The organism is Agrobacterium sp. ST15.16.055 (genome assembly GCF_027956555.1).
GTDB classification, from domain to species: Bacteria; Pseudomonadota; Alphaproteobacteria; order Rhizobiales; family Rhizobiaceae; genus Agrobacterium; species Agrobacterium salinitolerans.
In genome coordinates, this window is sequence record NZ_JAQKGN010000003.1 from 362,548 (window position 1) to 383,556 (window position 21,009).

Below are 21,009 nucleotides of genomic sequence, written 5' to 3' on the forward strand. Positions count from 1 at the left end.
TGATTAATTTGTGTCGAAACAACCGTCGACAGTGCCTTGACTAGAGAAGCCCCTAAAACTATGTTGCGCGCGACTTCAGAGCGGGCTGGAACAGGCTTAATCCGTCACCGTTTACAACTCCAAAGGGTTCTGGCATGGCTGGAACGGAGAAAATGGGTGGGATTTTAAGATGACTGGCAACCGTGACGATAGTCTGGACGAGCGTCGCAAGCGCCTAGCCGATGAGTTGGCGAAGGTGAAGGCGGAGGATGAGGCGGAAGTGAGGGCGGAGACCAACGCTGCGGAAAACCGGAAAGGTTTTGCGATGGCGGTCAAGCTCTCATCGGAGTTCATTTCTGCCATCGTGGTCGGCGCTATGCTGGGTTATCTTCTGGACTATTTTGCCGGCACGACGCCGTGGGGGATGATCGTTCTTCTTCTTCTCGGTTTCTGCGCAGGCGTATTGAATGTGTTGCGCTCCACGGGCGCGGTGGCCAAGCCGCCGCTACTTGAGAAGGCGGACAGACAGGATGAGGGTGGAAAAGGCGGCCTTTAGGCTGTTTTTCCTTACAGTTGAGATGCCGCGACAGGCGGCGACAGGTAAAGAGGGCAGCCGGTGGCAAACGATCCGACCCATCAGTTCTTGGTGCAGCCGATCATTCCGATCGAAATAGGCGGCGTCGATTTTTCCTTCACCAATGCGTCGCTCTTCATGGTCGCGACCGTGGCTGCGGCTTCCGGTTTCCTTTATTTCGCAACGTCGAACCGCGGTCTGATCCCGACGCGCATGCAGTCCGTTGCCGAAATGTCCTATGAATTCATCGCCTCCATGCTGCGCGAAGGCGCCGGCAAGAAGGGCATGGTATTCTTCCCGTTCGTGTTCTCGCTCTTCATGTTCGTGCTGACGGCCAACCTTCTCGGCATGTTCCCGTATTTCTTCACGGTTACCAGCCAGATCATCGTCACCTTCGCGCTCGCCTGCCTCGTTATCGGCACGGTCGTCGTTTATGGTTTTTACAAGCACGGTCTGCATTTCTTCGGCATCTTTGCCCCTTCGGGCGTTCCGAAGGCGCTTTTGCCGCTGGTCGCGTCGATTGAAATGATCTCGTTCCTGTCGCGCCCGATCAGCCTTTCGGTTCGTCTTTTCGCGAACATGCTGGCCGGCCACATCACGCTCAAGGTTTTCGCAGGCTTCGTCGCCTCCATGAGCGCGCTCGGCGCGCTCGGCGTCGGCGGTGCTGTCCTGCCTCTCATCATGACGGTCGCCATGACCGCTCTCGAATTTCTCGTTGCCTTCCTGCAGGCTTATGTGTTCGCGGTACTGACTTGCATGTACCTGAACGACGCCGTGCATGGTGGTCACTGAGAAGTAAAGTCGCTGGCCCCGGCAACGGGCGCCAAAAGATAGCCGCAACAACCTATATCTCAAGGAGTCTCACATGGAAGCGGAAGCAGCAAAGTACATCGGCGCAGGTCTCGCATGCCTCGGCATGGCTGGTACGTCCCTCGCACTCGGCCGTATCTTCGGTGATTACCTGTCCGGCGCACTGCGCAACCCCTCTGCTGCCGACAGCCAGTTCGGCCGTCTGGTATTCGGCTTCGCCGTTACGGAAGCTCTGGGCATCTTCTCGCTGCTCGTTGCTCTCCTTCTCCTGTTCGCTGTTTAATACCGGCATCAGGTCTGGATCACGGCCCGCGAATGGCGTGCCGTGATCCTTCGCATTTGCAGTACCCCTGGAGGTGAGCATGTTCGTGACCGAGGCTTATGCCCAGTCAGCACCGACCGTAGGTGAAACGCATACGGAAACTCCGGCTGTCGGCCAGCCGCAACCGGAAGCCACGCACACGGAAACCGGTGTGGCGCACGGCGCCGAACACGGCGCTTCCGGCGTATTCCCGCCGTTCGATCAGTCCACTTATGCATCGCAGGTTCTCTGGCTGGCGATCACCTTTGGCCTTTTCTACCTGCTGATGCAGAAGGTCATCGTTCCGCGCGTCGGCGGCATTCTCGAGAACCGTCATGGACGCATCGCACAGGATCTCGACGAAGCGGCACGGCTGAAAAGCGAAGCCGACGCAGCCGTCGAGACCTATGAAAAAGAACTCGCGGCAGCCCGCGCCAAGGCAAGCTCGATAGGCTCCGCGGCTCGTGACGCCGCCAAGGCCAAGGCTGATGCCGACCGCGCCTCAATCGAGGCAGGACTTGCTGAGAAGCTTGCCGCCGCCGAAAAGCGCATTGCAGGCATCAGGGATCAGGCATTCGCCGATGTCGGCGCCATCGCCGAGGAAACCGCGACCGCAATCGTTGACCAGCTGGTCGGCGCCAAGGTCAAGGATGCCGACGTCAAGGCCGCCATCGCTGCCGCTTCTGCCGTGAAGGGAGCCTGATATGGCATTTGATGCATCATTTTTCGCTCTCGTCGGTCTCGTCCTTTTCTTCGTTCTGATCGCCTATCTCAAGGTTCCCGGCATGTTCGCCAAGTCTCTGGACGAGCGCGCCCAGAACATCCAGGACGAGCTGGCCGAAGCCAAGCGCCTGCGCGAAGAGGCTCAGCACTTGCTGGCCGAATATCAGCGCAAGCGCAAGGAAGCAGAAGCCGAAGCCGCAGGTATCGTTGCCGCCGCTGAACGCGAAGCAGCAGCGCTGACGGAAGAAGCCAGGCAGAAGACGGAAGAATTCGTCGCCCGCCGTACGGCCCTTTCGGAACAGAAGATCAAGCAGGCCGAAGAAGACGCCATCGGCGCCGTCCGTTCCGCCGCCGTCGACATCGCCATCGCCGCTTCCGAGAAGCTGCTGGCGGAAAAGACAACGGCTGCCGCAAAGGCCAAACTTTTCGCCAACACCATCGGCGAAGTGAAGTCTAAGCTGAACTGAGTTCATCGCGGTATTGTTCAAAACCCCTCCGGCGCAAGCCGTGAGGGGTTTTTTGTTTGAGGTGGAAAAGCTGGTTCGGGATATGGTGCCGCCTGTACTATGGAAATGCGGTATGCGCTCCAGCAGGCCTCCCTCGGAGGGGCGGTGATTGGCTTTATTGTTTTTGATACTGAATGTCGGATTGCGCTTCCGCTTTGCGCCAGAAGCGAACGGATGAAGTGTGCATCGCTGATTGCCGTGGCGCCGAAAGCGAAGGCGGCCATTCCATACCTGGCGCAGCATTTTCCGAGGGTCGACCGTCAGCAGTGTGGGCTTAAGCGCCGTTCGTCTAATCGTTCAGACTCTTTAGAATTTGTTGGTAGAATGCGCCTTGTGCGTTCTCAGCAGTAGACCTTACGACCCATTCCCAATCCAAATTCAGTTTTCCTGCCGGGACCATTTGCTGCGCGATTTCAGTCGGTGTGGTTTCGTTGCTGGTTCCGTTCTCCCAGTCGTGAAAGGCCGATGAGTATCGAACGACCGCTCCGCTGACAGGCAAATCGAGTAACCCTCCCTCGGCAAAAAAACTTAACCCGTCGCCCATTTCTTCGCCGATGAGTTTGAGCCTGCGTCCCAGACGATGTTTGAGAATGGCTACAAATACTATCGCTGCGGAAAACGTGAATTTGTCGACAAGCACAGCGACCTGCCCGCCTGCGTTTTCTGAGATGGCGTCGATCAAGGGCATCGTTTGAAGGAAGTCGCCACCGGTGTTTCCGCGAACGTCAATCAAGAGTTTTTTGTTCGGGCAGGCGCTTACATGCTCCGCTGCACCGGAGATGGCTTTCGGCAGCGCAGTTTCGCTTGGATCGAAGAAACTTGGCAATGATATTGAAAGCCCAAGCCCCTGCCAGTCCTCGATCTCCACAAATCGCTCGGGCTTCCAGGCTGGATCAGCCTTGCCATGCTCGTTTCTCGGGTAAAGCATCGGTGCAGGAACTGTCTGCCCGTTCTCCAGTTTGAAATTGGATATCCGCCCATTATCGTCTTTCACGCAATATTCGGTCGTATTCTCTTTTGAAGAGAAACCGAGGTGGGCCAATGCATACGGCCATGCGAGAAGAATCGGTCCGATGACCCTTTTCCTCTGACGTGTTCCTGCCAGAAATTTTTCTGCGGCGGCTTCAATATGGCCCAACGGTGTGCCGTTGACTGCTATCAGCTCTCCTCTTGGTGCAGTTGTTTCCAGTGCCGTTTCAGTTAACTGCACCGCCGTCCCGACGCTCACGAACCTCAGCGGCAGCACCGAGATGCAATCGTTCGGGATCAGCCGTGTATGTCCGTTTTGAGGAAGTGCGAGCAGGCGCATCGCAGAAAACAGAAAGGCCTCTTTGGAGCCCTCCAAAGCATATCGTCGAGTGTCACAAATGCAGCTGTCTATCGCCGCCTGTTCGATCCGTCGAAAGCTGGGATCGATTGGCAGGACGGTGTCCAGAATTTTCTCGAGATCTTGCGTCAGGGACATGATTTACGGTGCGCATAGTTGCTCGTCGATGTCCAGATCGGGTCGATAGCGGTTGTTCTGGTTGGAACTCCAATAGTTGTCATCAATCCCGCTTCAGCGGCCGAAAGCTCATCCGGTGCAGCGCGCAAGGCCCGTGGCTTTCGATAGCGCGCAGGTGGGCCGGCGTGCCGTAACCGGCATGGCCTTCGAAGCCGTAGGATGTGTGCACCACACCCGCGCGTTCCATCATCCGGTCGCGGGTCACCTTGGCGATGATCGAGGCGGCGGCGATGGAGAGGGAGCGGGAATCGCCCTTGATGACGGCCTTGGCTTCGCAGGCGATGCCGGGCGGGCGGTCGCGGCCGTCGGCCAAAACGAGGGCAGGGGAGATTTCGAGGCCCAGCACGGCGCGGCGCATGGCGTCGAGGCTGGCGCGCAGGATATTCATGCTGTCGATCAGGCCGGGGCCGGAGGAGGCGACGGATACGATCGAGCTTTCCATGATCTGGACGAACAGGCTTTCCCGTTTCTGCTTCGTCAGCTTCTTGGAATCGTCCATACCCTTGGGAATATTATCCGGATCGAGAATGACGGCTGCCGCAACCACCGGGCCGGCAAGTGGCCCCCGGCCTGCCTCATCCGTGCCGGCCACGGGCCAGAGGCCCTTCTTTTTCGCTTCCAGTTCGAAGGAAAAATCCGGGCCGGTATCGGCAAGGTCAAAAAGAGCAGGAGAATCGGGTGTGGCCGTGCGTTTCATGCGGCGAAACTCGCATACACACCCGATCTCCTGCAAGCCCCCGGAAGCGGGCGATGACAGGCGCGGTGAGCCGGGGTCAAGGGGCGTGGCTCACCGTGCCCCTGAGGTCATCATGACCTTTGATCCTCCAACGGGGCGGCGGAGGAAAAACGATCGCACGCGAGGCGGCGGTTCCGGGGGCAATGTCCGGCAGGCCAGGGAAAACCCACCGGGCATTTCGCGGGAGTGTGGCGGGTCTATAAAAGAGGCCACCGCTCCCTGTCATAGTCTGCCTGATATCGCCGCACGTTCCGTATGGTGCTTCGATCAGGCGGAGTTCTTTTCAGCATCGGTCTTTCAAAGCAGCGACAATTGCACGCCTGCACCGCCCGGCGGCACGAAGAGATCGTCGCGCAGGTGGATGCCACGGCGGATGAGGCCGAGCCTTTTTGTCGCCATCTCGAAACGCCTGCCTATCTGCCAGGCATAGGGGCCGGCACCCTTCATGCGTTTCCCGAATTCCGCGTCATAGTCTTTGCCGTCACGCATGGAGCGCACCAGCGACATGACATGACGGTAGCGGTCCGGATAGTTGCGCAGCAGCCAATCGCGGAAGAGCGGGCTCACCTCCAGCGGCAACCGCAAAAGCACATAAGACGCCTCGGTCGCACCGGCAGCCTTGCCGGCCTCGAGAATACGTTCGATCTCATGATCGTTGAGCGCCGGAATGACGGGCGCCATCATCACGGCCACGGGAATGCCGGCCTCGGTCAGCGCCTTGACGGCTTCCAGCCGCTTCTCCGGCGTGGCGGCGCGCGGTTCCATGTTGCGCGCGAGCTTCCGGTCCAGTGTGGTGACGGAAATACCGACCTTGGCGAGCCCCTTTTGGGCCATGGGCGCCAGAAGATCGATATCCCGCTTGATCAGCGCCGATTTGGTGACGATGGCGACGGGATGATCGGCCTTGGCCAGCACTTCCAGTATCTGCCGCATGATGCGCCATTCGCGCTCGATCGGCTGATAGGGGTCGGTATTGGTGCCGATGGCGATCACCCGCGGCTTGTAGCCCGGCTTCGCCAGTTCCCGTTCCAGCAGCTTTGCCGCATCCGGCTTGGCGAAGAGCTTGGCCTCGAAATCCAGCCCGGCCGAAAGCCCCATATAGCTGTGCGTGGGGCGAGCAAAGCAATAGATGCAGCCATGTTCGCAGCCGCGATAGGGATTGATGGAGCGGTCGAAGGGGATGTCGGGCGATTCATTGCGGGTGATGATGCTGCGCGGCTTTTCCACCTGCACCTCGGTGCGGAATTCCGGCATGTCCTCGAGAGTCTGCCAGCCATCGTCGAAAACCTCGTGCTGCAGGGTCTCGAAGCGTCCATCCGGGTTCAGCCCGGCGCCACGGCCGCGACGGCGGTCGATCTCGATGCGCAGGCCGGATGCATCGGCCAGCGCATTGGCAATATCCGGCATATGGCTCGGCTGGAATGCAGCCTGCCCCGAAAGTGTATGGTTTCTCATCTGGATGCTCCCAGGACGCCGCACGCCTTTCGAGGCACGCTCAACGCCCTAAACCGTTTCCATCCGGGCAGGCTTTCAACCGCCTTCCGAATGATTAAATTCCTACATCAGGAATGAGAACAATACAAGAACAAAATTGCAAATTCGGCTCGTTCTCCAGAGGTGGGCGCGGCCCCGTCCGGAGACTGTGCGCCGGGTGGGCAAGGACAGCCTTGGATTTTTACCGCGACGAGCGTAGTGGCAATTTATTGTGCGATGCGTTAGAGCTATGCAGATGTTGACAGTCATAATGGAATGCCGGGATCACGAGCCGGAACTGGCGCACACATTGTCTGCGCTCGTCACCGGGGCCGTGGAAGGGCTTGTAAGCGATGTTGTGATTCTCGATCACGGTTCGCGCGATGGATCGTCGCGCGTCGCCGATGCCGCCGGCTGCCGTTTTTATGGGCAGTGGGACATCGAAGACGTGGTGAAGTCCGCACGCGGCGGCTGGCTGCTTCTGATTGAGCCCGGCGCGCGCCCGCAGGCGGGCTGGATCGACGAGATTCTCGAATATGTGGCGATCTGCGCGCAGCCGGCCCGGTTTTCGCCCTCGCGCTATCACCGGCGCAATGTCCTCAGCCGTATGCTGCGGCGTATTCCGCCATTGGAACACGGATATCTTCTGCCGAAGAAGCATGCGGTGTCGATTGCGAAATCGGGCATGAGCCTGACACAATTTGTCGGCGCGCAGAAGCCGCGCCGGCTGAATGCGGAAATGGTGCCCGCCTGGGCGCTGCGGGCCTCGGCCTAACCTCGGGGCCGCTTTAGCCGGCCAGAACCTTGCCGGGGTTCATGATGCCGGCGGGATCGAAAGCGTGCTTGATGCGCCGCATCAGTTCCATTTCGATGCCGGGGCGGATGGCCGCCAGTTCGTCGCGCTTCAATTGCCCGATGCCGTGTTCGGCCGAAATGGAGCCGCCGAGCGACAGCACGATGCCATGCACGATCTCGTTCATGTCCCGCCAGCGGCCAATGAATTCGGCCTTGTCGGCTCCCACAGGCTGGGAAATATTGTAGTGAATATTGCCGTCGCCCAGGTGTCCGAAGGCGCAGACGCGGGCGCCCGGCATGGTGGCAAGAACCGCCTTTTCCGCCGTCGCCATGAATTCCGGTATTTTCGACACCGGAACGGAAACATCGTGCTTGATCGAGCCGCCTTCGGGTTTCTGCGCCTCCGACATGCTTTCGCGCATATGCCAGAGCGCCTGCCGCTGCGCTTCGGACGCGGCGATCACCGCATCCTGAACCAGCCCGGCCTCAAAACCGCGCTCCAGCAGCGATTGCATCATGCTATCCGCCGTCTCGGCCGAATCGGAGGTGGAGATATCGATGAGCGCGTACCAGTCATGCGGCTGTTCCAGCGGATCGCGCACGCCGGGAATATGCCGGGCGGTGAATTCGACGCCGATTCGCGGCATGAGTTCGAAGCCGGTCAGCGCCGTGCCGCAGAGATTGGAGGCCATTTCGAACAGTTTCAGCGCGTCTTCGGTGGAGGTGAGCCCCGCAAAGGCCACCTGATGGCCGAGTGGCTTCGGGAAGAGCTTCAGCACCGCGCCGGTGATGATGCCAAGCGTGCCTTCGGAACCGATGAAGAGATCGCGCAGATCGTAACCCGTATTATCCTTTTTCAGCCGGCGCAGCCCGTTCCAGATTTCGCCGGTCGGCAGCACGACTTCCAGCCCGAGGCAGAGCTGGCGCATATTGCCATAAGCGAGCACCGCCGTGCCGCCGGCATTGGTGGCGAGATTGCCGCCGATGCGGCAGGACCCTTGAGAGCCGAGCGACAGCGGGAACATCCGCTCCACGGAATCAGCAGCCTTGTGAATGTCATCGAGAATGCAGCCGGCATCCGCTACGATGATATTGGCGACCGGATCGATATCGCGAACGCGGTTCATGCGCTCCAGCGACAGGATGATGTCGGTGCCATCAGCGCGCGGTGTCTGTCCGCCCACGAGGCCGGTGTTGCCGGTCTGCGGCACGATGGCGGTGCCGGTTTCGCTGGCGAGCTTCAGGATGGCGGCAACCTCTTCGACCGAACCGGGCTTGATGAGCAGCGGCGAGGCGCCGCGATAAAGCCCGCGATTTTCCACGAGGCGCGGCGCCATTTCCGCCGGGTCGCGGACCGCGTTCTTTTCGCCGACAATGACGGCAAAGCGGTCGAGAATGTCGGAGGAGGGGATGGCGGTGGTCGTCATGGGCGGCGTCTCGCTGGCTTTTGAAACATGGGCGAAAGGATTGGGCGCCGTTAGCCGCGCGGCGCGGCAGCGCGGGACAGGCGGTCGTTGATCGCCTCTCCGAGGCCATGGGTGGGAATGGCGGTGATGGCGATCATGTCTGCGCCGCTTGCATCGGCGGCTTTCAGATAGTCGAACAGATTGGCGGCGGCCTCGGCAAGATCGCCGGAAGGGCTGAGATCGAGCACGGCGCGCGCCATTTCTTCGCCGGCAATGGCGACGCTGCCGAATCGGATCAGCGCTTCACCTGGCCGAACCGATGTGGCGTGAAGGCGCACGGCCGCACCCGGCGCATAATGCGATGCCAGCATTCCCGGCGCCTCAATGGCGGCGGCGGCTTTTTTCGGCCGTTCGAGGTTTCTTCCCGCAACGCGTTCTATATCCTCGGTGATGACGCCGCCGGGACGAAGCAGCCGCACCCGGCCATCCTCTTCCACCTTGACGATGGTGGATTCGACGCCGACGGTGGCCGCGCCGCCATCGAGAATGAGATTGATCTTCTGGCCAAGATCCGCCTCCACATGGGCTGCACTTGTCGGGCTGATTTTGCCGGAACTATTGGCGCTGGGGGCGGCGAGCGGCCTGTCGAATCGGCGGATCAGATCACCGGCAAAACCCTGCGGCACACGAATACCGACCGTATCGAGCCCGGCCGTCGCCAGCGAATGAATGTCGCTTCCCGCCTTCAGCGGCAGCACCAGCGTCAGCGGGCCGGGCCAGAAGGCCTTTGCGAGCTTCAGCGATATGGGATCGAAGACGGCGTAACGTTCGGCCATGGCGATATCGGCCATGTGGCAGATCAGGGGGTTGAACTGCGGCCGGCCTTTCGTCTCGTAAATGCGGGTGATCGCCGCCGGATTGGTGGCGTCGGCGGCAAGGCCGTAGACGGTTTCCGTCGGCAGGGCGATGGGTTGGCCGGCGGCAAGCTCCGCCACGGATGCTTGCAGGGCTGTTTCCCGCTCATGTTCAATGTTGATGTGACGCGCCATGATGCTGCCTTTCAGGGCGGTCAATAGCGTATTTCAGGCTGGAATGGAAATCGCTATCGCGGCTTTTATATCGCCTTGATGATCCTGCGCATCTCCTCGGACCGCGCGCCAAGCATCAGTACGTTTTTCAACGCCACGCGCGGATCGTGGGTCTGGAACAGCAGGCCGCCGCGATGCACGGAGGTATCGACGGCGACCTCCTGGTCGGGAAGCGCGTTGATGGCGACGGCGAAATACATCCGCGAGTAGCGCGCATCGATATTTTCGAAGAAGTTTTCAGCCCCGCTCAGCTCGGCGAAGAAATTCGCGAAATAAAAGGACCAGAGCACATGGCGCTCGGCATCGAAGCTGGTTTTCGCCGCCGTGACGTGACAATAGCCGAGATGCGGCCGGTCATTGAGCAGATGGTGAAAAACCATCTTCGGAAAACGGATGGACTGGTGAAAGCCGTTCAGACGGCTGTGGGTGGCGTCGGCGGCAGCTTCCAGCTTTCGCCCCGTCAGAGCAGCCACTTCGTCATGGCTGTAATAGGCACGTTCTTTCGGCAGCCATCGCTCTTCATAACGGCTGATGCGCCCTGTCCGCAGAAAATCGGAATGCGCGGTCTTCGAGCGTATCGGTGCGACCGAATGCCTGCTCGCATCGAAATAGCGTATGCGTGTCGCCTTCTCCACCAGGAACACCCTCGTTGCTGCGGTCCGGCAAGATAAATTGGGGTGCGTTAATACTCCGTTGCGCCGCATCCCCCGTTTTCTTACGGGTGGGGAGTAAAGAGTGCGGTATTATGCGTCATATTGCGACGTCGTTGCAGGCGCTAAATAGCTGTCGGATTTAGCAGTGGAATGGCTTGTGGCGGCGGATTGCGCATGTCGCAATTTGTCGCCAATGCGGAAGCCGATGTCGCTGTCTGTGCTGCCGCAAATGACCGCCGGTGTTTAGATGAGTACATGCTTCCGCAACCCCGCAAATGGTGTCGGGCAGGGCGGTTTGATCGAGGATTTGGCCATGGAATTGCGTGATACCGTATTGCGCCAGCTGAAAAACCGCCGCGAAGGCTTCAGCCTGGAGCAGCCCTTCTACACGGACCCGGATTATTTCAAACTGGACATGGAAACCATCTGGTATCGCGACTGGCTGTTTGTCGGCCATGATTGCGAAGTCCAGAAGTCCGGCAGCTATTTCACTGTGCAGGTCGGCGCTTATTCTGTGGTCATCGTTCGCGGCCGTGACGGGCAAATCCGCGCTTTCCACAATTCCTGCCGCCATCGCGGCTCCCGCGTCTGCACCACGCAGAAGGGCCAGTCGGCCCGCCTTGTCTGTCCCTATCATCAGTGGACCTATGATCTCGACGGCAAGCTGCTGTTTGCGCGCCATATGGGCGAAGAGTTCGACAAGGGCGATTTTGGCCTGAAGCCGGTCGCCTGCGAAACCGTCGCCGGTTACGTCTTTATCTGCCTTGCCGATCAGCCGGCCGATTTCGAGCCGATGCGCAAGGAAGTCGAGAGCTACATGGCCCCGCACCGCATCTGGGAGGCGAAGGTCGCGCATGAGAGCACGATCATCGAAAAGGGCAACTGGAAGCTCGTCTGGGAAAATAACCGCGAGTGCTACCATTGCGCCGCAAACCACCCGGAACTGTGCCGCACCTATCCCGAAAACCCGAGCGTGACGGGAACGGACGGCGGTGCGAGCGATCCCGAGATCGGCGGCCACTGGGCGCGCTGCGAGGCCGCCGGCCTGCCGAGCCGTTTCAAGATCGACAAGAACGGACAGTTCCGCGTCGCCCGTATGCCGCTGATCGGTGAGGCGGAGAGCTACACCATGTCCGGCAAGCCCGCCGTGCGTCGGCCGCTGTCTGATGATGTGAGCATCAGCCATATCGGCGCGCTGTTGCTGTTCCATTACCCGACGACCTGGAACCACTTCCTCGGCGACCACACCATTTCCTTCCGGGTGCTGCCGCTCAGCGCCACGGAGACCATGGTCACCACCAAATGGCTGGTGCACAAGGATGCCGTCGAAGGCGTGGACTACGATCTCGAAGACCTCACCCACGTCTGGAACGAGACCAACGATCAGGATCGCCGCATCGTCGAGGAAAATGCCTTCGGCATCCGTTCCCCCGCCTATGAGCCCGGCCCCTATTCCATGGAGGACGAAGGTGGCGTGATGCAGTTCGTCAACTGGTATTCCGATTTCATGATCGACCGGCTCTCGGGCGACAAGTCCCGGCTTTCGGCTGTAGCGTGATGCGAAGATGAATATGGTTGTGACCTATAAACATATTGATGAGATGAAGCCCTGGAGCGACAAGCTCCAGCTTCTGGAATGCATCTCGGTGACGCCCGAGACGGCGGATGTGATGACGTTTCTGTTCCGTTCGGAGGATCAGAACTGGTTCCGTTATCTGCCGGGCCAGTTCGTCACGCTGGAACTGCCGGTGGGCAAGGAGCCGCTTTACCGCACCTACACATTGTCCTCCAGCCCGTCGCGGCCCTATGCGCTGTCGGTCACGGTCAAGGCGCAGGCCAACAGCATCGGCACGCGCTGGATGTTCGACAATCTGAAACCCGGCATGAAAATCCGGGCGCTCGGCCCGCTCGGCGACTTTTCCTACGTCAAGCATCCCGGCGACAAATATCTGTTCATTTCGGCAGGCTCCGGCGTCACGCCGATGATGTCGATGGTGCGCGACATGAGCGACCGCGCCCCGCAGAGCGATATTGCTTTCATCAATTGTTCGCGCACGCCCGGCGATATCGTCTTCCGTCACGAACTGGAATATCTCGCCCGGTTCATGCCGAACCTGTCGCTCGGCTTCATTGTCGAAAAATGCGGACGCACCGATCTGTGGTCGGGGCTGAAAGGCATGGTCGACAAGGCCAAGATCGCGCTGCTGGCTTCCGATTTCATGGAGCGAACCGTCTTCTGCTGCGGCCCGGAACCGTTCATGGCAGCGGTCCGTTCGATGCTCGACGCGTCCGGTTTCGACATGGGGCGCTATCATCAGGAAAGCTTCGCGCCGGCTGCGCCGGTCACCGTTGGTGAAACCGTACTTACTGGTGCGGATGGCGAAACGCTGTCGATGGTGGGTTTCACCCTTTCCGGAAAAGAGATGGCCTGCCAGCCCGGCCAGACGGTCCTGATGACGGCGCGCGCCGCCGGCGTCCGTATCGGGGCGGCCTGCGAATCCGGCATCTGCGGCACCTGCCGGGTACTGAAGCTTTCCGGCGAGGTGGAGATGAACCACAATGGCGGCATTCTCGACGAGGAAATCGAGGAAGGCTATATTCTCGCCTGCTGCTCGCGCCCGTTGACAGATGTGAAGGTGGAGGCCTGACGCCAGCAGGCGTTTCAAACCTCCTTCATTCACCGGATGGTTGTCATGGAACCAAATTTTCCTAAATTCGTTTGCACGTCATCGAATTCTTTTCGGGCATAGAGCGGGGGCTAACCTTGATCTCCGACAAGAGCGAGTGAGTGAAAAAGGCGCGGTCAACGCGCTGAAGCAAATGGAGGAAGGTCATGATGAATTTCCGGAGAACGAGTGTCGCGACAGCGATTGTCGTGTTCCTGACCAGCTTTACCCCATCGCAGGCGTTTCAGGTTCCTGTTCCGGTGACGAAGCCGGCTGTGGCGACTGAAAATGTGGTGCCGGTGCAGTACCGTGAATGGGATCGTCGCCGACATTGGGATGGGCGACACATGCGCCGCCCGCCACCGCATCGAAACGGCTGGTACAACGGTCACCGTGGTTATCGCGATCGTCGGCCGGGTTACCGTTACCACAACGGTTACTGGTTCCCGCTGGCAGCCTTTGCGGCAGGTGCGATTATCAGCGGCGCCATGCAGCAGCCGCGTCCGGCCTATGGCGGCAGCCATGTGGCTTGGTGTCAGAACCGCTGGCGCTCGTATCGCGCCTATGACAACACCTACCAGCCGTATAACGGTCCGCGCCGCATATGCGTGTCGCCTTACAGCCGCTGATGACGGTTTTTCGAGAGCCCGGATTAATCCGGGCTTTTGCTTTTGCAGCGCCGCTGTCGATAAACGAAGCGTGATGACGCCGTTAATGCTGGGTTCAGGCGCAAACGCCTAGCTTTTATTTCGTAAGTTGCAGCCAGATGAAACAAACTGGCCCAATGGGAAGAAGAAAGTGTTATTATTCACGGACAACGGCCTGTTGACCGTCGTGGATGGAGGAAGTCAGATGAAAAGCTATATGAAAAATATCCTGGCTGCCGGTCTTTCTGCAATCGTGGTTGCAGGAGCGATCGTTCCGGCGGAAGCGGCAATGCCATTGCCGACCGCGCCGAAGAGCGTCGAGACCGCCGGCAGTGACGCCGGCAACAATGTCGTGAACGTGCAATATTGGCGTGATCGCGACCGCTGGGGCGATCGCCGCGGCTGGTATCGCGGTCATCGCGGTTATCGCGAATATCGTCCGGGTTACCGCCACCACGACGGCTATTGGTTCCCGCTCGCAGCCTTTGCGACGGGCGCCATCATCGGCGGCGCATTGTCGCAACCGCGTGAAGTCTACCGCCCGGTTCCGGAATATCGTCCGCGCCCGGTCTATCGGGAATACCGCCCGATCTATCGTGGCGGTCTGAGCCAGGCGCATGTGAATTGGTGCTATGGTCGCTATCGTTCCTACGATGCCCGCACCAACACCTTCCAGCCCTATCACGGCCCGCGCCAGCTTTGCTATTCGCCTTATAGCTGATGGCTTGCCAGGCTGAAATTGACAGAGCCGTCCGATCATACCGGGCGGCTCTTTGCGTTACAGGATTCGCGCGCGCTTCAGCACGAACCAGGCAAGCGCCACCGAAATAACGATGAAGATACTGGCCGACAGCGTGCCGCCGGTGCCGACGGTAAACGGCAGTTCATCCGTGTTCATACCGAAAAAACCGGTCACCAGCGAGGGCGGCAGCAGGAACGCCGTCATCAGCGACAGGATATAAAGATGTCGGTTGGTTTCGGAGGAGAGCTTGGAATCGATTTCCTCATGCAGCAGCCTTGCCCGCTCCTGCAGGGCGTAGACGTCGTGATCGACAGCCTCCAGACGGCCCATCAGGCGTGAGGCGACATCCTCGAAACCATCCGGCATCTCGTCATCATCGGCGGCCGAAGCTCGCCGCATCAGGGTCAGCACAGTGCGCAGATGCCGGTGCAGGCGAACCACCGTGCGGCGCAGCGGGGCAAGACGCCGCCGTTCGTCGCGTGTCTCGCTGTCATAGACCAGATCTTCGATGGCGTTGAGTTCCTCCGTCGTCTCCATCACCAGATTGATGAGCGAGCGCTGGAATTCCGCCACCAGCCCCTCGAAGACATGCGACGGCGTGAGGTAGCGGTTGGAATTTTTGTCCACCGCGGCCTTCAGCCGGTCCACCGAATGCAGCGGTTGCAGGCGGGTGGTGATGATGAAACGGTCACTCACCGCAAAATGCAGCCAGCCGAAATCGCGCGTTTCCTTGTCGAATTCCCGCTGGAAATCGACCAACGTGCCATAGAGCGATTTCTCATCGACCACGATGGAAGGATGCGTCTCATGGGTGGTGAGGCTTGCGCGCGCCGCCGGGTCGAGGCCGTCGATGGTCTCGAGAAAACCCGCCACACGCTGATCCGCAAGGTTGAGGTGCAACCAGAAGAACCCGGCGCATCCGGCCATTTCATCAAAGCCGGCATCGGGCGCAAGCCGGCGGCACGGGGCTGTGCCGGGGTGGAATTGATAGGCCCAGACAAGGCCCGGAATAACGGGTGTAACGAGATCCATCGTGGCAGTCCTGACCGGCTGGATGGGAGGAAGGAGGCGTCCGTCGTTCCGGTGTGGGAGCGGCGGCGGCGAGGCGCCTTTCAGCGCATGCTGAACAAATTCACATGACAGTTTTATAACAATCCCGCTGAATAGGCCGGAATTTTCAAATTGACGTTTACGTAAAAATCATTTAGCCCGAGGGCAGTAGCAAGATGCCAGAGCTTCGGGAGGAGGCAGCATGTATAGCGCGCCGGTGGACGATATCGCCTTTACACTCAAACATGTAGCGGGTCTCGAAGACGCGCTGTCGGCGGGTGCGCTGGGAGACCTTGGGGAAGATCTGGTCGATGCCATTCTGCACGAAGCCGGCCGCTTCGCCACCGCAGAGGTCGCACCTCTCGCCGAAATCGGCGATCGCCAGGGCGCAAAGCTAACCGATGGTAAGGTGACGACACCGGATGGCTGGGCCGATCTTTACCGCCGCTGGGCGGAAGCGGGCTGGAATAGCCTCACGGCGCCTGAAGAATTCGGCGGCCAGAACCTGCCGCATATGCTGAATGTCGCAGCACTCGAAATGTGGAATTCCGGCTCCATGGCCTTTGCGCTGGCCCCGACGCTGACCATGGGCGCGGTGGAGGCCCTTGTCGCCCACGGCAGCGATGCGTTGAAGCGCACCTATCTGCCAAAACTCGTCTCCGGCGAATGGACCGGCACCATGAACCTCACCGAGCCGCATGCGGGTTCGGACCTCGGCGTCCTGAAGACCCGGGCGGAACGCAACGGCGACGGCACCTACCGCATCTTCGGCCAGAAGATTTTCATCACCTGGGGCGAACACGACGCGGCGGACAATATCATCCACCTCGTTCTCGCCCGCCTGCCGGATGCGCCGGCCGGAACGCGCGGCATCTCGCTGTTCCTCGTGCCGAAGTTCCTGCCCGATGAAAATGGCGCACCGGGCAGTCGCAACGATCTTTTCTGCCATTCGCTGGAACACAAGCTCGGCATTCACGGCTCGCCCACCTGCACGATGATCTTCGGCGATGGCAAATTCGGTGACGAAAAGGGCGCGCTCGGCTGGCTGATCGGCGAGGAGAACAAAGGTCTCGCCTGCATGTTCACCATGATGAACAACGCCCGCCTTGCCGTCGGCATGCAGGGCGTGGCGATCTGCGAGGCCGCCACCCAGAAGGCCATCGAATACGCCAGGGAGCGCACGCAGGGCAGGGCGCCCGGCTGGCAGGGTTCCGGCATGAGCCCGATCATCGAACATCCTGATATCGCCAGAACACTTCTGACGATGAAGGCACTGACGCAGGGATCACGGGCGATTTCTTTCAGCTGCGCGCATGCCATCGACATGGCGCATGCGACTGAAGACGCCTCGCAGCGCGCTCACTGGCAGGAGCGCGCTGCTCTTTTGACCCCGATCGCCAAGTCTTTCTCCACCGATGCCGGCGTCGATGTCGCCTCCATGGGCATTCAGGTGCATGGCGGCATGGGCTTCATTGAAGAAACAGGTGCTGCGCGTTATCTACGCGATGCTCGCATCGCGCCGATCTACGAGGGCACCAACGGCATTCAGGCCATCGATCTGGTGCTGCGCAAGCTGCCGCTCTCCGAGGGTGCGCAGGTGCGCGGTTTCATCGCTGAGCTGCGTGAGATTGCTGCCCGGACGGCCGCGTCTAACCGCGATGACCTTGGCGAGACCGCCCGTTATCTCGAATCGAGCCTCAACGATCTGGAAATCACGACTGACTGGCTGCTGGAGCGCATCAAGGCTGGCGAAACCGAAACCGCGCTTGCCGGAGCGACGGCCTATCAGCGGCTCTTCGGCCTGGCGCTGACAGGCGCCTATCTCGCCAAGGGCGCATTGGCCGCCGTCGATGATGGCAGGGGCGGGCATCGCGCCGCCCTTTGCCGGTTTGCAGCGGAAAACCTGCTGGCGGAAACGACGGCGCTGAAGGATCGCGTTATATCAGGTGCGGCAAGCCTTGCCGCCGCCCGCACCGTATTGGCTTGAGGAGGCTCAGATGTCGGACGAACACATTCTCGTCGAGCGCGTCGGCCATGCGCCGGAAGTCTCGACCATCCGCTTCAACCGGCCGGACAAGAAAAACGCCATCACCGATGCCATGTATCTGCGCATGGCAGACGCCCTGCATGCCGCCAATGCGGACCCGGAAATTCGCGTCGTCGCCTTTCTCGGCACGGAAGGCTGCTTCTCCGCCGGTAACGACATGGCCGATTTCCTCGCCTTCGCCATGTCGGGCGGCAAGGGCAAACTCGCCGCGCTTGAGCTTCTGAAAGCGCTCGTCGCCTTCGAAAAGCCGATGGTATCCGGCGTCGACGGGCTCGCCATCGGCATCGGCACGACGCTGAACCTGCATTGCGACCTGACGGTCGCCTCCAGCCGCAGCCTGTTCAAAACCCCATTCGTGGACCTCGCTCTGGTGCCGGAAGCGGCCTCCAGCCTGCTCGTGCCGAAACTCATGGGACACCAGCGCGCCTTTGCGCTGCTTGCCATGGGCGAAGGTTTTTCCGCCGAGCAGGCATTGCAGGCCGGAATGATCTGGAAAGTCGTCGCCCCTGAACATGTGGAAAGCGAAACGCTGGCGCTCGCCACCCGGCTTGCGGCCAAACCGCAGCAGGCGCTGAAGATCGCCCGCGATCTGGTTCGCGGCAATCCGCAGGACATACTGGCCCGCATCGAAGAGGAAGGCCGCCATTTCATCGCGCAGTTGCAGAGTGCGGAAGCGCGCGCCGCCTTCGAGGCATTCATGCGTCGCTGAGTGCCGCGGGAACCGGGAAGCCCGCCGCTTGTTTCTTCTCCCCGCCGGGGAGAAGTCCGCGGCAGCGGGATGAGGGGGCGACGGTGGAGATATACGGAGAGCTAGCCCCCTCATCCGACCCTTCGGGCCACCTTCTCCCCGGCGGGGAGAAGAAGCCGGCGGCATCGTCGGAAGTTTGAAGCCACTGTGCTTGCGAAGGTGGATTATGTATGGTCGATCAAATCGGTCCGACCAAGACCGGATCGTACAAGCTCTACGCCCGAAAGCCACCCGCATGCGTCACGTCGTTTTCGCCCTGTCCGTCTTCCTCTGCGCCGCCACTGTCACCGAAGCGGCGGCGATAACGCGCCCTCCGGCGGCTTCCGCCGGCAATGTCATTCTGGCGCAATCCGTCATTACCGAAGACGATGGCTCGGATCATTACTCCGGCAGCAACCGCGACCGCCAGCGCCGCGCCCGTTTCGTCTGCGTCATCACCCCGCCGGAGAGCGCCAATCGCCGCCGGCCCTATATCTGCCCTATCGAGCGCGGCCGTGTTGGCGGCGCCTGCCGGTGCTCGGGGGTCGTTGGCAACGGCACGGTCGATACGGCCTGGTGATTATTTCTCCAGCGTCGCCACCGCTTCCACATGCGGCGACCACAGGAACTGGTCGACCGGCGTGACACGGGTGATGCGATAGCCGCCTTCCGTGAGGATGGTAAGATCACGCGCAAGTGTCAGCGGGTTGCAGCTCACCGCAACGATCTTCTTCACCGTGCTGCGGGCCAGTTCCTTGCACTGGAATTCCGCACCGGCGCGCGGCGGATCGAACACGACGGCATCGTAATTCTTCAGTTCGCTTGTCATCAGCGGCCGGCGGAAGAGGTCGCGTTTCTCGACGCTCACCGGTTTCAGGCCCTGTGTGTTGCGGGCGGCGAAATCCAGCGCCTTCAATGGCTTGTCTTCCGCTTCCACCGCATGCACCTTGCCGATGCGTGCAAGCCTCAGCGCGAAAGTGCCGGAACCGCAGAAAAGATCGGCAATACGTTTGGACTTGCCGACATGGGCCAGCACCAGCTCGGCCATGGCGTCTTCCGCCTGCTTCGTCGCCTGCGTGAAACTACCGGCTGGCGGGGAAACCGCAACGCCACCGAATTCGATGATCGGCTTTTGCGGTTCGATCAGAATTTCACCTGAGAGCGAAACACGGGCAATGCCGCGCATGGCAAGCACCGTTTCCGTGAGTGTGCGCCGCTGCTTGTCGCTGACCGACTTGATGCCTTCGACCGAAATATCGAGACCCGAGAGCGTTTCGAGAACGGTGATGCGGAACGGTTCGGCATTCGCCACCATGGAAAGCCCGATGGCTCTGATAGCATCCAGCCGCGAAACGATGCCGGGCGATGTGACCGGACACTCCTCGATGGCGACGATGTGATGGCTGTTCGCCTGGCTGAAACCGAGCAGCAGGCCCTTTTCCGTCTTGCGGGCGGCAAACACCGCGCGGCGGCGCTCGCCGGGACGACAGATGACGAGATCGTCGACATCAGGAGTCAGGCCCTTCGATTTCAGTGCCGTAACCACCAGCTCCCGCTTGTAGGCGTGGTAAGGCTGATCGGAAAGATGCTGCAGCGAACAGCCGCCGCAGGTGCCGTTCTTGCCATCGGGACCGAAGTGGCGGCAGGCCGGTTCACGGCGCTCCGCCGAGGCTGCCGTTATCGACATGACGGTGCCGTGATCCTTCACCTTGGCGATGGCCACCGTTTCTCCAGGCAGTGCGAAGGGCACATAGACCGGGCCGTCGGGACAGTGCGCGATGCCGTCGCCCTGCGCGCCGAGGCTCTTGATGGTGACGGTCTGTGTGCTCATGGCTTTTCGCCTCCGAGAAGAAATTCGATATTGCCGTCGCCGCCGGAAATCGGCGAAGGAATGAGGCCGAGGCTTTTCCAGCCCATGTCCTCCGTCAGCCAGCGCTCCAGCTCGGCGGCCACGGCAGGCGCCGTTTCCGGCTCTTTCAGAAGCCCGGCCTTGCTGATGGCATCACGCCCCGCCTCGAATTGCGGTTTCACCAGCAGAACCGCGAGAGCACCATGCTCAGCAAGTTCGAGCGCCGGAGCAAGCGCGAGCTTCAGCGAAATGAAGGACACGTCGGAGACAATGAAGCCGATCGGCCGGTCATCGATATCTTCCGCCGTCAGGAAGCGAGCATTCAGCCCCTCCAGATTGGTGACACGCGGATCGTTCTCGATCCTTGCATGCATCTGTCCGTGGCCGACATCGATGGCGGTGACGTGTCTGGCGCCACGTTCCAGCAGCACCTCGGTGAAACCGCCCGTCGAAGCGCCGACGTCGAGACAGTCATGGCCCGAAGGATCGAGCCGGAAATGATCGAGCGCGGCCACGAGTTTCAGCGCCGCGCGGGAAACATAGGCCTGTGCCGGGTCGCTGATGGCGATTTCGGCATCGCCGGCGACCGTCTGGCTCGGTTTGGTGACGATTTTGCCGTTGACGCTGACGGTGCCGCGCGCAACCGCGTCGCGCGCACGCGAGCGGCTGGCAAAGTGGCCGAGCGACACAAGAAGCTGGTCAAGCCGTTCATTTTCAGATGTTTTGGACATGG

Annotated in this window: 22 protein-coding genes; 13 read left to right on the plus strand and 9 right to left on the minus strand. The window is 60.6% G+C overall.

Annotation, left to right across the window (positions count from 1 at the left end; translation table 11 throughout):
• Nucleotides 1-169 precede the first annotated feature (169 nt).
• From PL599_RS07720 to PL599_RS07740, 5 genes are all read left to right on the plus strand, one after another.
• Complete coding sequence (locus PL599_RS07720) at nucleotides 170-535, plus strand: AtpZ/AtpI family protein (protein ID WP_077982850.1); 366 nt, start codon at nucleotides 170-172, stop codon at nucleotides 533-535.
• Between the two features lie 60 nt (nucleotides 536-595).
• Nucleotides 596-1,345, plus strand: coding sequence for a F0F1 ATP synthase subunit A (locus PL599_RS07725; RefSeq protein WP_004440258.1), 750 nt, complete (start codon nucleotides 596-598; stop codon nucleotides 1,343-1,345).
• A 73-nt stretch (nucleotides 1,346-1,418) separates the two neighbouring features.
• On the plus strand, nucleotides 1,419-1,646 hold the full coding sequence (locus PL599_RS07730) for a F0F1 ATP synthase subunit C (RefSeq protein ID WP_003494147.1): 228 nt from the start codon (nucleotides 1,419-1,421) through the stop codon (nucleotides 1,644-1,646).
• A gap of 79 nt (nucleotides 1,647-1,725) precedes the next feature.
• On the plus strand, nucleotides 1,726-2,367 hold the full coding sequence (locus PL599_RS07735) for a F0F1 ATP synthase subunit B (protein ID WP_271358973.1): 642 nt from the start codon (nucleotides 1,726-1,728) through the stop codon (nucleotides 2,365-2,367).
• A 1-nt stretch (nucleotide 2,368) separates the two neighbouring features.
• Nucleotides 2,369-2,854: a F0F1 ATP synthase subunit B gene (locus tag PL599_RS07740; protein WP_269823285.1), complete on the plus strand. Its 486-nt coding sequence runs from the start codon at nucleotides 2,369-2,371 to the stop codon at nucleotides 2,852-2,854.
• Nucleotides 2,855-3,182: 328 nt separating this feature from the next.
• Here the strand turns inward: PL599_RS07740 and PL599_RS07745 are convergent, their stop codons facing one another.
• The 3 genes from PL599_RS07745 to PL599_RS07755 all read right to left on the minus strand — a co-directional run bounded on the left by PL599_RS07745 (nucleotide 3,183) and on the right by PL599_RS07755 (nucleotide 6,588).
• On the minus strand, nucleotides 3,183-4,358 hold the full coding sequence (locus PL599_RS07745) for a peptidase S41 (RefSeq protein WP_269823284.1): 1,176 nt from the start codon (nucleotides 4,356-4,358) through the stop codon (nucleotides 3,183-3,185).
• Nucleotides 4,359-4,440: 82 nt separating this feature from the next.
• Nucleotides 4,441-5,094, minus strand: coding sequence for a ribonuclease HII (locus PL599_RS07750; RefSeq protein ID WP_269823283.1), 654 nt, complete (start codon nucleotides 5,092-5,094; stop codon nucleotides 4,441-4,443).
• A 336-nt stretch (nucleotides 5,095-5,430) separates the two neighbouring features.
• On the minus strand, nucleotides 5,431-6,588 hold the full coding sequence (locus PL599_RS07755) for a PA0069 family radical SAM protein (protein WP_269823282.1): 1,158 nt from the start codon (nucleotides 6,586-6,588) through the stop codon (nucleotides 5,431-5,433).
• A gap of 274 nt (nucleotides 6,589-6,862) precedes the next feature.
• Between PL599_RS07755 and PL599_RS07760 the strand changes: the two genes are divergently transcribed.
• Nucleotides 6,863-7,381 (plus strand): glycosyl transferase, encoded by a 519-nt coding sequence (locus PL599_RS07760; RefSeq protein WP_077983042.1) that lies wholly within the window; start codon nucleotides 6,863-6,865, stop codon nucleotides 7,379-7,381.
• A 13-nt stretch (nucleotides 7,382-7,394) separates the two neighbouring features.
• Here the strand turns inward: PL599_RS07760 and PL599_RS07765 are convergent, their stop codons facing one another.
• The 3 genes from PL599_RS07765 to PL599_RS07775 all read right to left on the minus strand — a co-directional run bounded on the left by PL599_RS07765 (nucleotide 7,395) and on the right by PL599_RS07775 (nucleotide 10,530).
• On the minus strand, nucleotides 7,395-8,828 hold the full coding sequence (locus PL599_RS07765; protein WP_271358974.1) for an FAD-binding oxidoreductase: 1,434 nt from the start codon (nucleotides 8,826-8,828) through the stop codon (nucleotides 7,395-7,397).
• 50 nt (nucleotides 8,829-8,878) lie between these two features.
• Nucleotides 8,879-9,856, minus strand: a complete 978-nt coding sequence (locus PL599_RS07770) for an L-threonylcarbamoyladenylate synthase (protein ID WP_269823420.1) — start codon at nucleotides 9,854-9,856, stop codon at nucleotides 8,879-8,881.
• Nucleotides 9,857-9,921: 65 nt separating this feature from the next.
• Complete coding sequence (locus PL599_RS07775) at nucleotides 9,922-10,530, minus strand: DUF6656 family protein (protein ID WP_162520482.1); 609 nt, start codon at nucleotides 10,528-10,530, stop codon at nucleotides 9,922-9,924.
• A gap of 331 nt (nucleotides 10,531-10,861) precedes the next feature.
• On the opposite strand from PL599_RS07775, the gene PL599_RS07780 reads away from it, so the two are divergent.
• The 4 genes from PL599_RS07780 to PL599_RS07795 all read left to right on the plus strand — a co-directional run bounded on the left by PL599_RS07780 (nucleotide 10,862) and on the right by PL599_RS07795 (nucleotide 14,582).
• Complete coding sequence (locus PL599_RS07780) at nucleotides 10,862-12,106, plus strand: aromatic ring-hydroxylating oxygenase subunit alpha (protein ID WP_077983039.1); 1,245 nt, start codon at nucleotides 10,862-10,864, stop codon at nucleotides 12,104-12,106.
• A 7-nt stretch (nucleotides 12,107-12,113) separates the two neighbouring features.
• The gene (locus PL599_RS07785; RefSeq protein WP_089153226.1) at nucleotides 12,114-13,196 is read left to right on the plus strand and encodes a hybrid-cluster NAD(P)-dependent oxidoreductase; all 1,083 of its coding nucleotides are present in this window, start codon (nucleotides 12,114-12,116) and stop codon (nucleotides 13,194-13,196) included.
• Nucleotides 13,197-13,381: 185 nt separating this feature from the next.
• The gene (locus tag PL599_RS07790) at nucleotides 13,382-13,843 is read left to right on the plus strand and encodes a BA14K family protein (RefSeq protein WP_137409862.1); all 462 of its coding nucleotides are present in this window, start codon (nucleotides 13,382-13,384) and stop codon (nucleotides 13,841-13,843) included.
• A 223-nt stretch (nucleotides 13,844-14,066) separates the two neighbouring features.
• Nucleotides 14,067-14,582, plus strand: a complete 516-nt coding sequence (locus PL599_RS07795) for a BA14K family protein (RefSeq protein ID WP_077982843.1) — start codon at nucleotides 14,067-14,069, stop codon at nucleotides 14,580-14,582.
• Nucleotides 14,583-14,639: 57 nt separating this feature from the next.
• Here PL599_RS07795 and PL599_RS07800 read toward each other — a convergent pair whose 3' ends face one another.
• A complete protein-coding gene (locus PL599_RS07800) occupies nucleotides 14,640-15,635 on the minus strand; it encodes a transporter (protein ID WP_269823279.1) in 996 nt (331 codons plus the stop codon).
• A 220-nt stretch (nucleotides 15,636-15,855) separates the two neighbouring features.
• Between PL599_RS07800 and PL599_RS07805 the strand changes: the two genes are divergently transcribed.
• The 3 genes from PL599_RS07805 to PL599_RS07815 all read left to right on the plus strand — a co-directional run bounded on the left by PL599_RS07805 (nucleotide 15,856) and on the right by PL599_RS07815 (nucleotide 19,007).
• The gene (locus PL599_RS07805; protein WP_269823278.1) at nucleotides 15,856-17,640 is read left to right on the plus strand and encodes an acyl-CoA dehydrogenase; all 1,785 of its coding nucleotides are present in this window, start codon (nucleotides 15,856-15,858) and stop codon (nucleotides 17,638-17,640) included.
• A 10-nt stretch (nucleotides 17,641-17,650) separates the two neighbouring features.
• The gene (locus PL599_RS07810) at nucleotides 17,651-18,409 is read left to right on the plus strand and encodes a crotonase/enoyl-CoA hydratase family protein (protein ID WP_271358975.1); all 759 of its coding nucleotides are present in this window, start codon (nucleotides 17,651-17,653) and stop codon (nucleotides 18,407-18,409) included.
• Between the two features lie 274 nt (nucleotides 18,410-18,683).
• Entirely contained in the window at nucleotides 18,684-19,007 is a 324-nt protein-coding gene (locus PL599_RS07815; RefSeq protein ID WP_269823276.1) for a hypothetical protein, read from the plus strand.
• On the opposite strand, the gene PL599_RS07820 is transcribed toward PL599_RS07815, so the two are convergent.
• A complete protein-coding gene (locus PL599_RS07820; protein WP_191217018.1) occupies nucleotides 19,008-20,258 on the minus strand; it encodes a class I SAM-dependent RNA methyltransferase in 1,251 nt (416 codons plus the stop codon).
• The gene (locus PL599_RS07825; RefSeq protein ID WP_077982838.1) at nucleotides 20,255-21,007 is read right to left on the minus strand and encodes a TlyA family RNA methyltransferase; all 753 of its coding nucleotides are present in this window, start codon (nucleotides 21,005-21,007) and stop codon (nucleotides 20,255-20,257) included. The genes PL599_RS07820 and PL599_RS07825 overlap by 4 nt, the downstream gene beginning before the upstream one ends.
• Nucleotides 21,008-21,009: the final 2 nt, after the last annotated feature.

Bases quoted from the DNA above. Each gene is read 5' to 3' on its own strand.
- PL599_RS07720 (WP_077982850.1), top strand. From the start codon at position 170: ATGACTGGCAACCGTGACGATAGTCTGGACGAGCGTCGCAAGCGCCTA.
- PL599_RS07730 (WP_003494147.1), top strand. From the start codon at position 1,419: ATGGAAGCGGAAGCAGCAAAGTACATCGGCGCAGGTCTCGCATGCCTC.
- PL599_RS07735 (WP_271358973.1), top strand. From the start codon at position 1,726: ATGTTCGTGACCGAGGCTTATGCCCAGTCAGCACCGACCGTAGGTGAA.
- PL599_RS07740 (WP_269823285.1), top strand. From the start codon at position 2,369: ATGGCATTTGATGCATCATTTTTCGCTCTCGTCGGTCTCGTCCTTTTC.
- PL599_RS07745 (WP_269823284.1), bottom strand. From the start codon at position 4,358: ATGTCCCTGACGCAAGATCTCGAGAAAATTCTGGACACCGTCCTGCCA.
- PL599_RS07750 (WP_269823283.1), bottom strand. From the start codon at position 5,094: ATGAAACGCACGGCCACACCCGATTCTCCTGCTCTTTTTGACCTTGCC.
- PL599_RS07755 (WP_269823282.1), bottom strand. From the start codon at position 6,588: ATGAGAAACCATACACTTTCGGGGCAGGCTGCATTCCAGCCGAGCCAT.
- PL599_RS07760 (WP_077983042.1), top strand. From the start codon at position 6,863: ATGTTGACAGTCATAATGGAATGCCGGGATCACGAGCCGGAACTGGCG.
- PL599_RS07765 (WP_271358974.1), bottom strand. From the start codon at position 8,828: ATGACGACCACCGCCATCCCCTCCTCCGACATTCTCGACCGCTTTGCC.
- PL599_RS07770 (WP_269823420.1), bottom strand. From the start codon at position 9,856: ATGGCGCGTCACATCAACATTGAACATGAGCGGGAAACAGCCCTGCAA.
- PL599_RS07780 (WP_077983039.1), top strand. From the start codon at position 10,862: ATGGAATTGCGTGATACCGTATTGCGCCAGCTGAAAAACCGCCGCGAA.
- PL599_RS07785 (WP_089153226.1), top strand. From the start codon at position 12,114: ATGAATATGGTTGTGACCTATAAACATATTGATGAGATGAAGCCCTGG.
- PL599_RS07790 (WP_137409862.1), top strand. From the start codon at position 13,382: ATGATGAATTTCCGGAGAACGAGTGTCGCGACAGCGATTGTCGTGTTC.
- PL599_RS07795 (WP_077982843.1), top strand. From the start codon at position 14,067: ATGAAAAGCTATATGAAAAATATCCTGGCTGCCGGTCTTTCTGCAATC.
- PL599_RS07800 (WP_269823279.1), bottom strand. From the start codon at position 15,635: ATGGATCTCGTTACACCCGTTATTCCGGGCCTTGTCTGGGCCTATCAA.
- PL599_RS07805 (WP_269823278.1), top strand. From the start codon at position 15,856: ATGTATAGCGCGCCGGTGGACGATATCGCCTTTACACTCAAACATGTA.
- PL599_RS07810 (WP_271358975.1), top strand. From the start codon at position 17,651: ATGTCGGACGAACACATTCTCGTCGAGCGCGTCGGCCATGCGCCGGAA.
- PL599_RS07815 (WP_269823276.1), top strand. From the start codon at position 18,684: ATGCGTCACGTCGTTTTCGCCCTGTCCGTCTTCCTCTGCGCCGCCACT.
- PL599_RS07820 (WP_191217018.1), bottom strand. From the start codon at position 20,258: ATGAGCACACAGACCGTCACCATCAAGAGCCTCGGCGCGCAGGGCGAC.
- PL599_RS07825 (WP_077982838.1), bottom strand. From the start codon at position 21,007: ATGTCCAAAACATCTGAAAATGAACGGCTTGACCAGCTTCTTGTGTCG.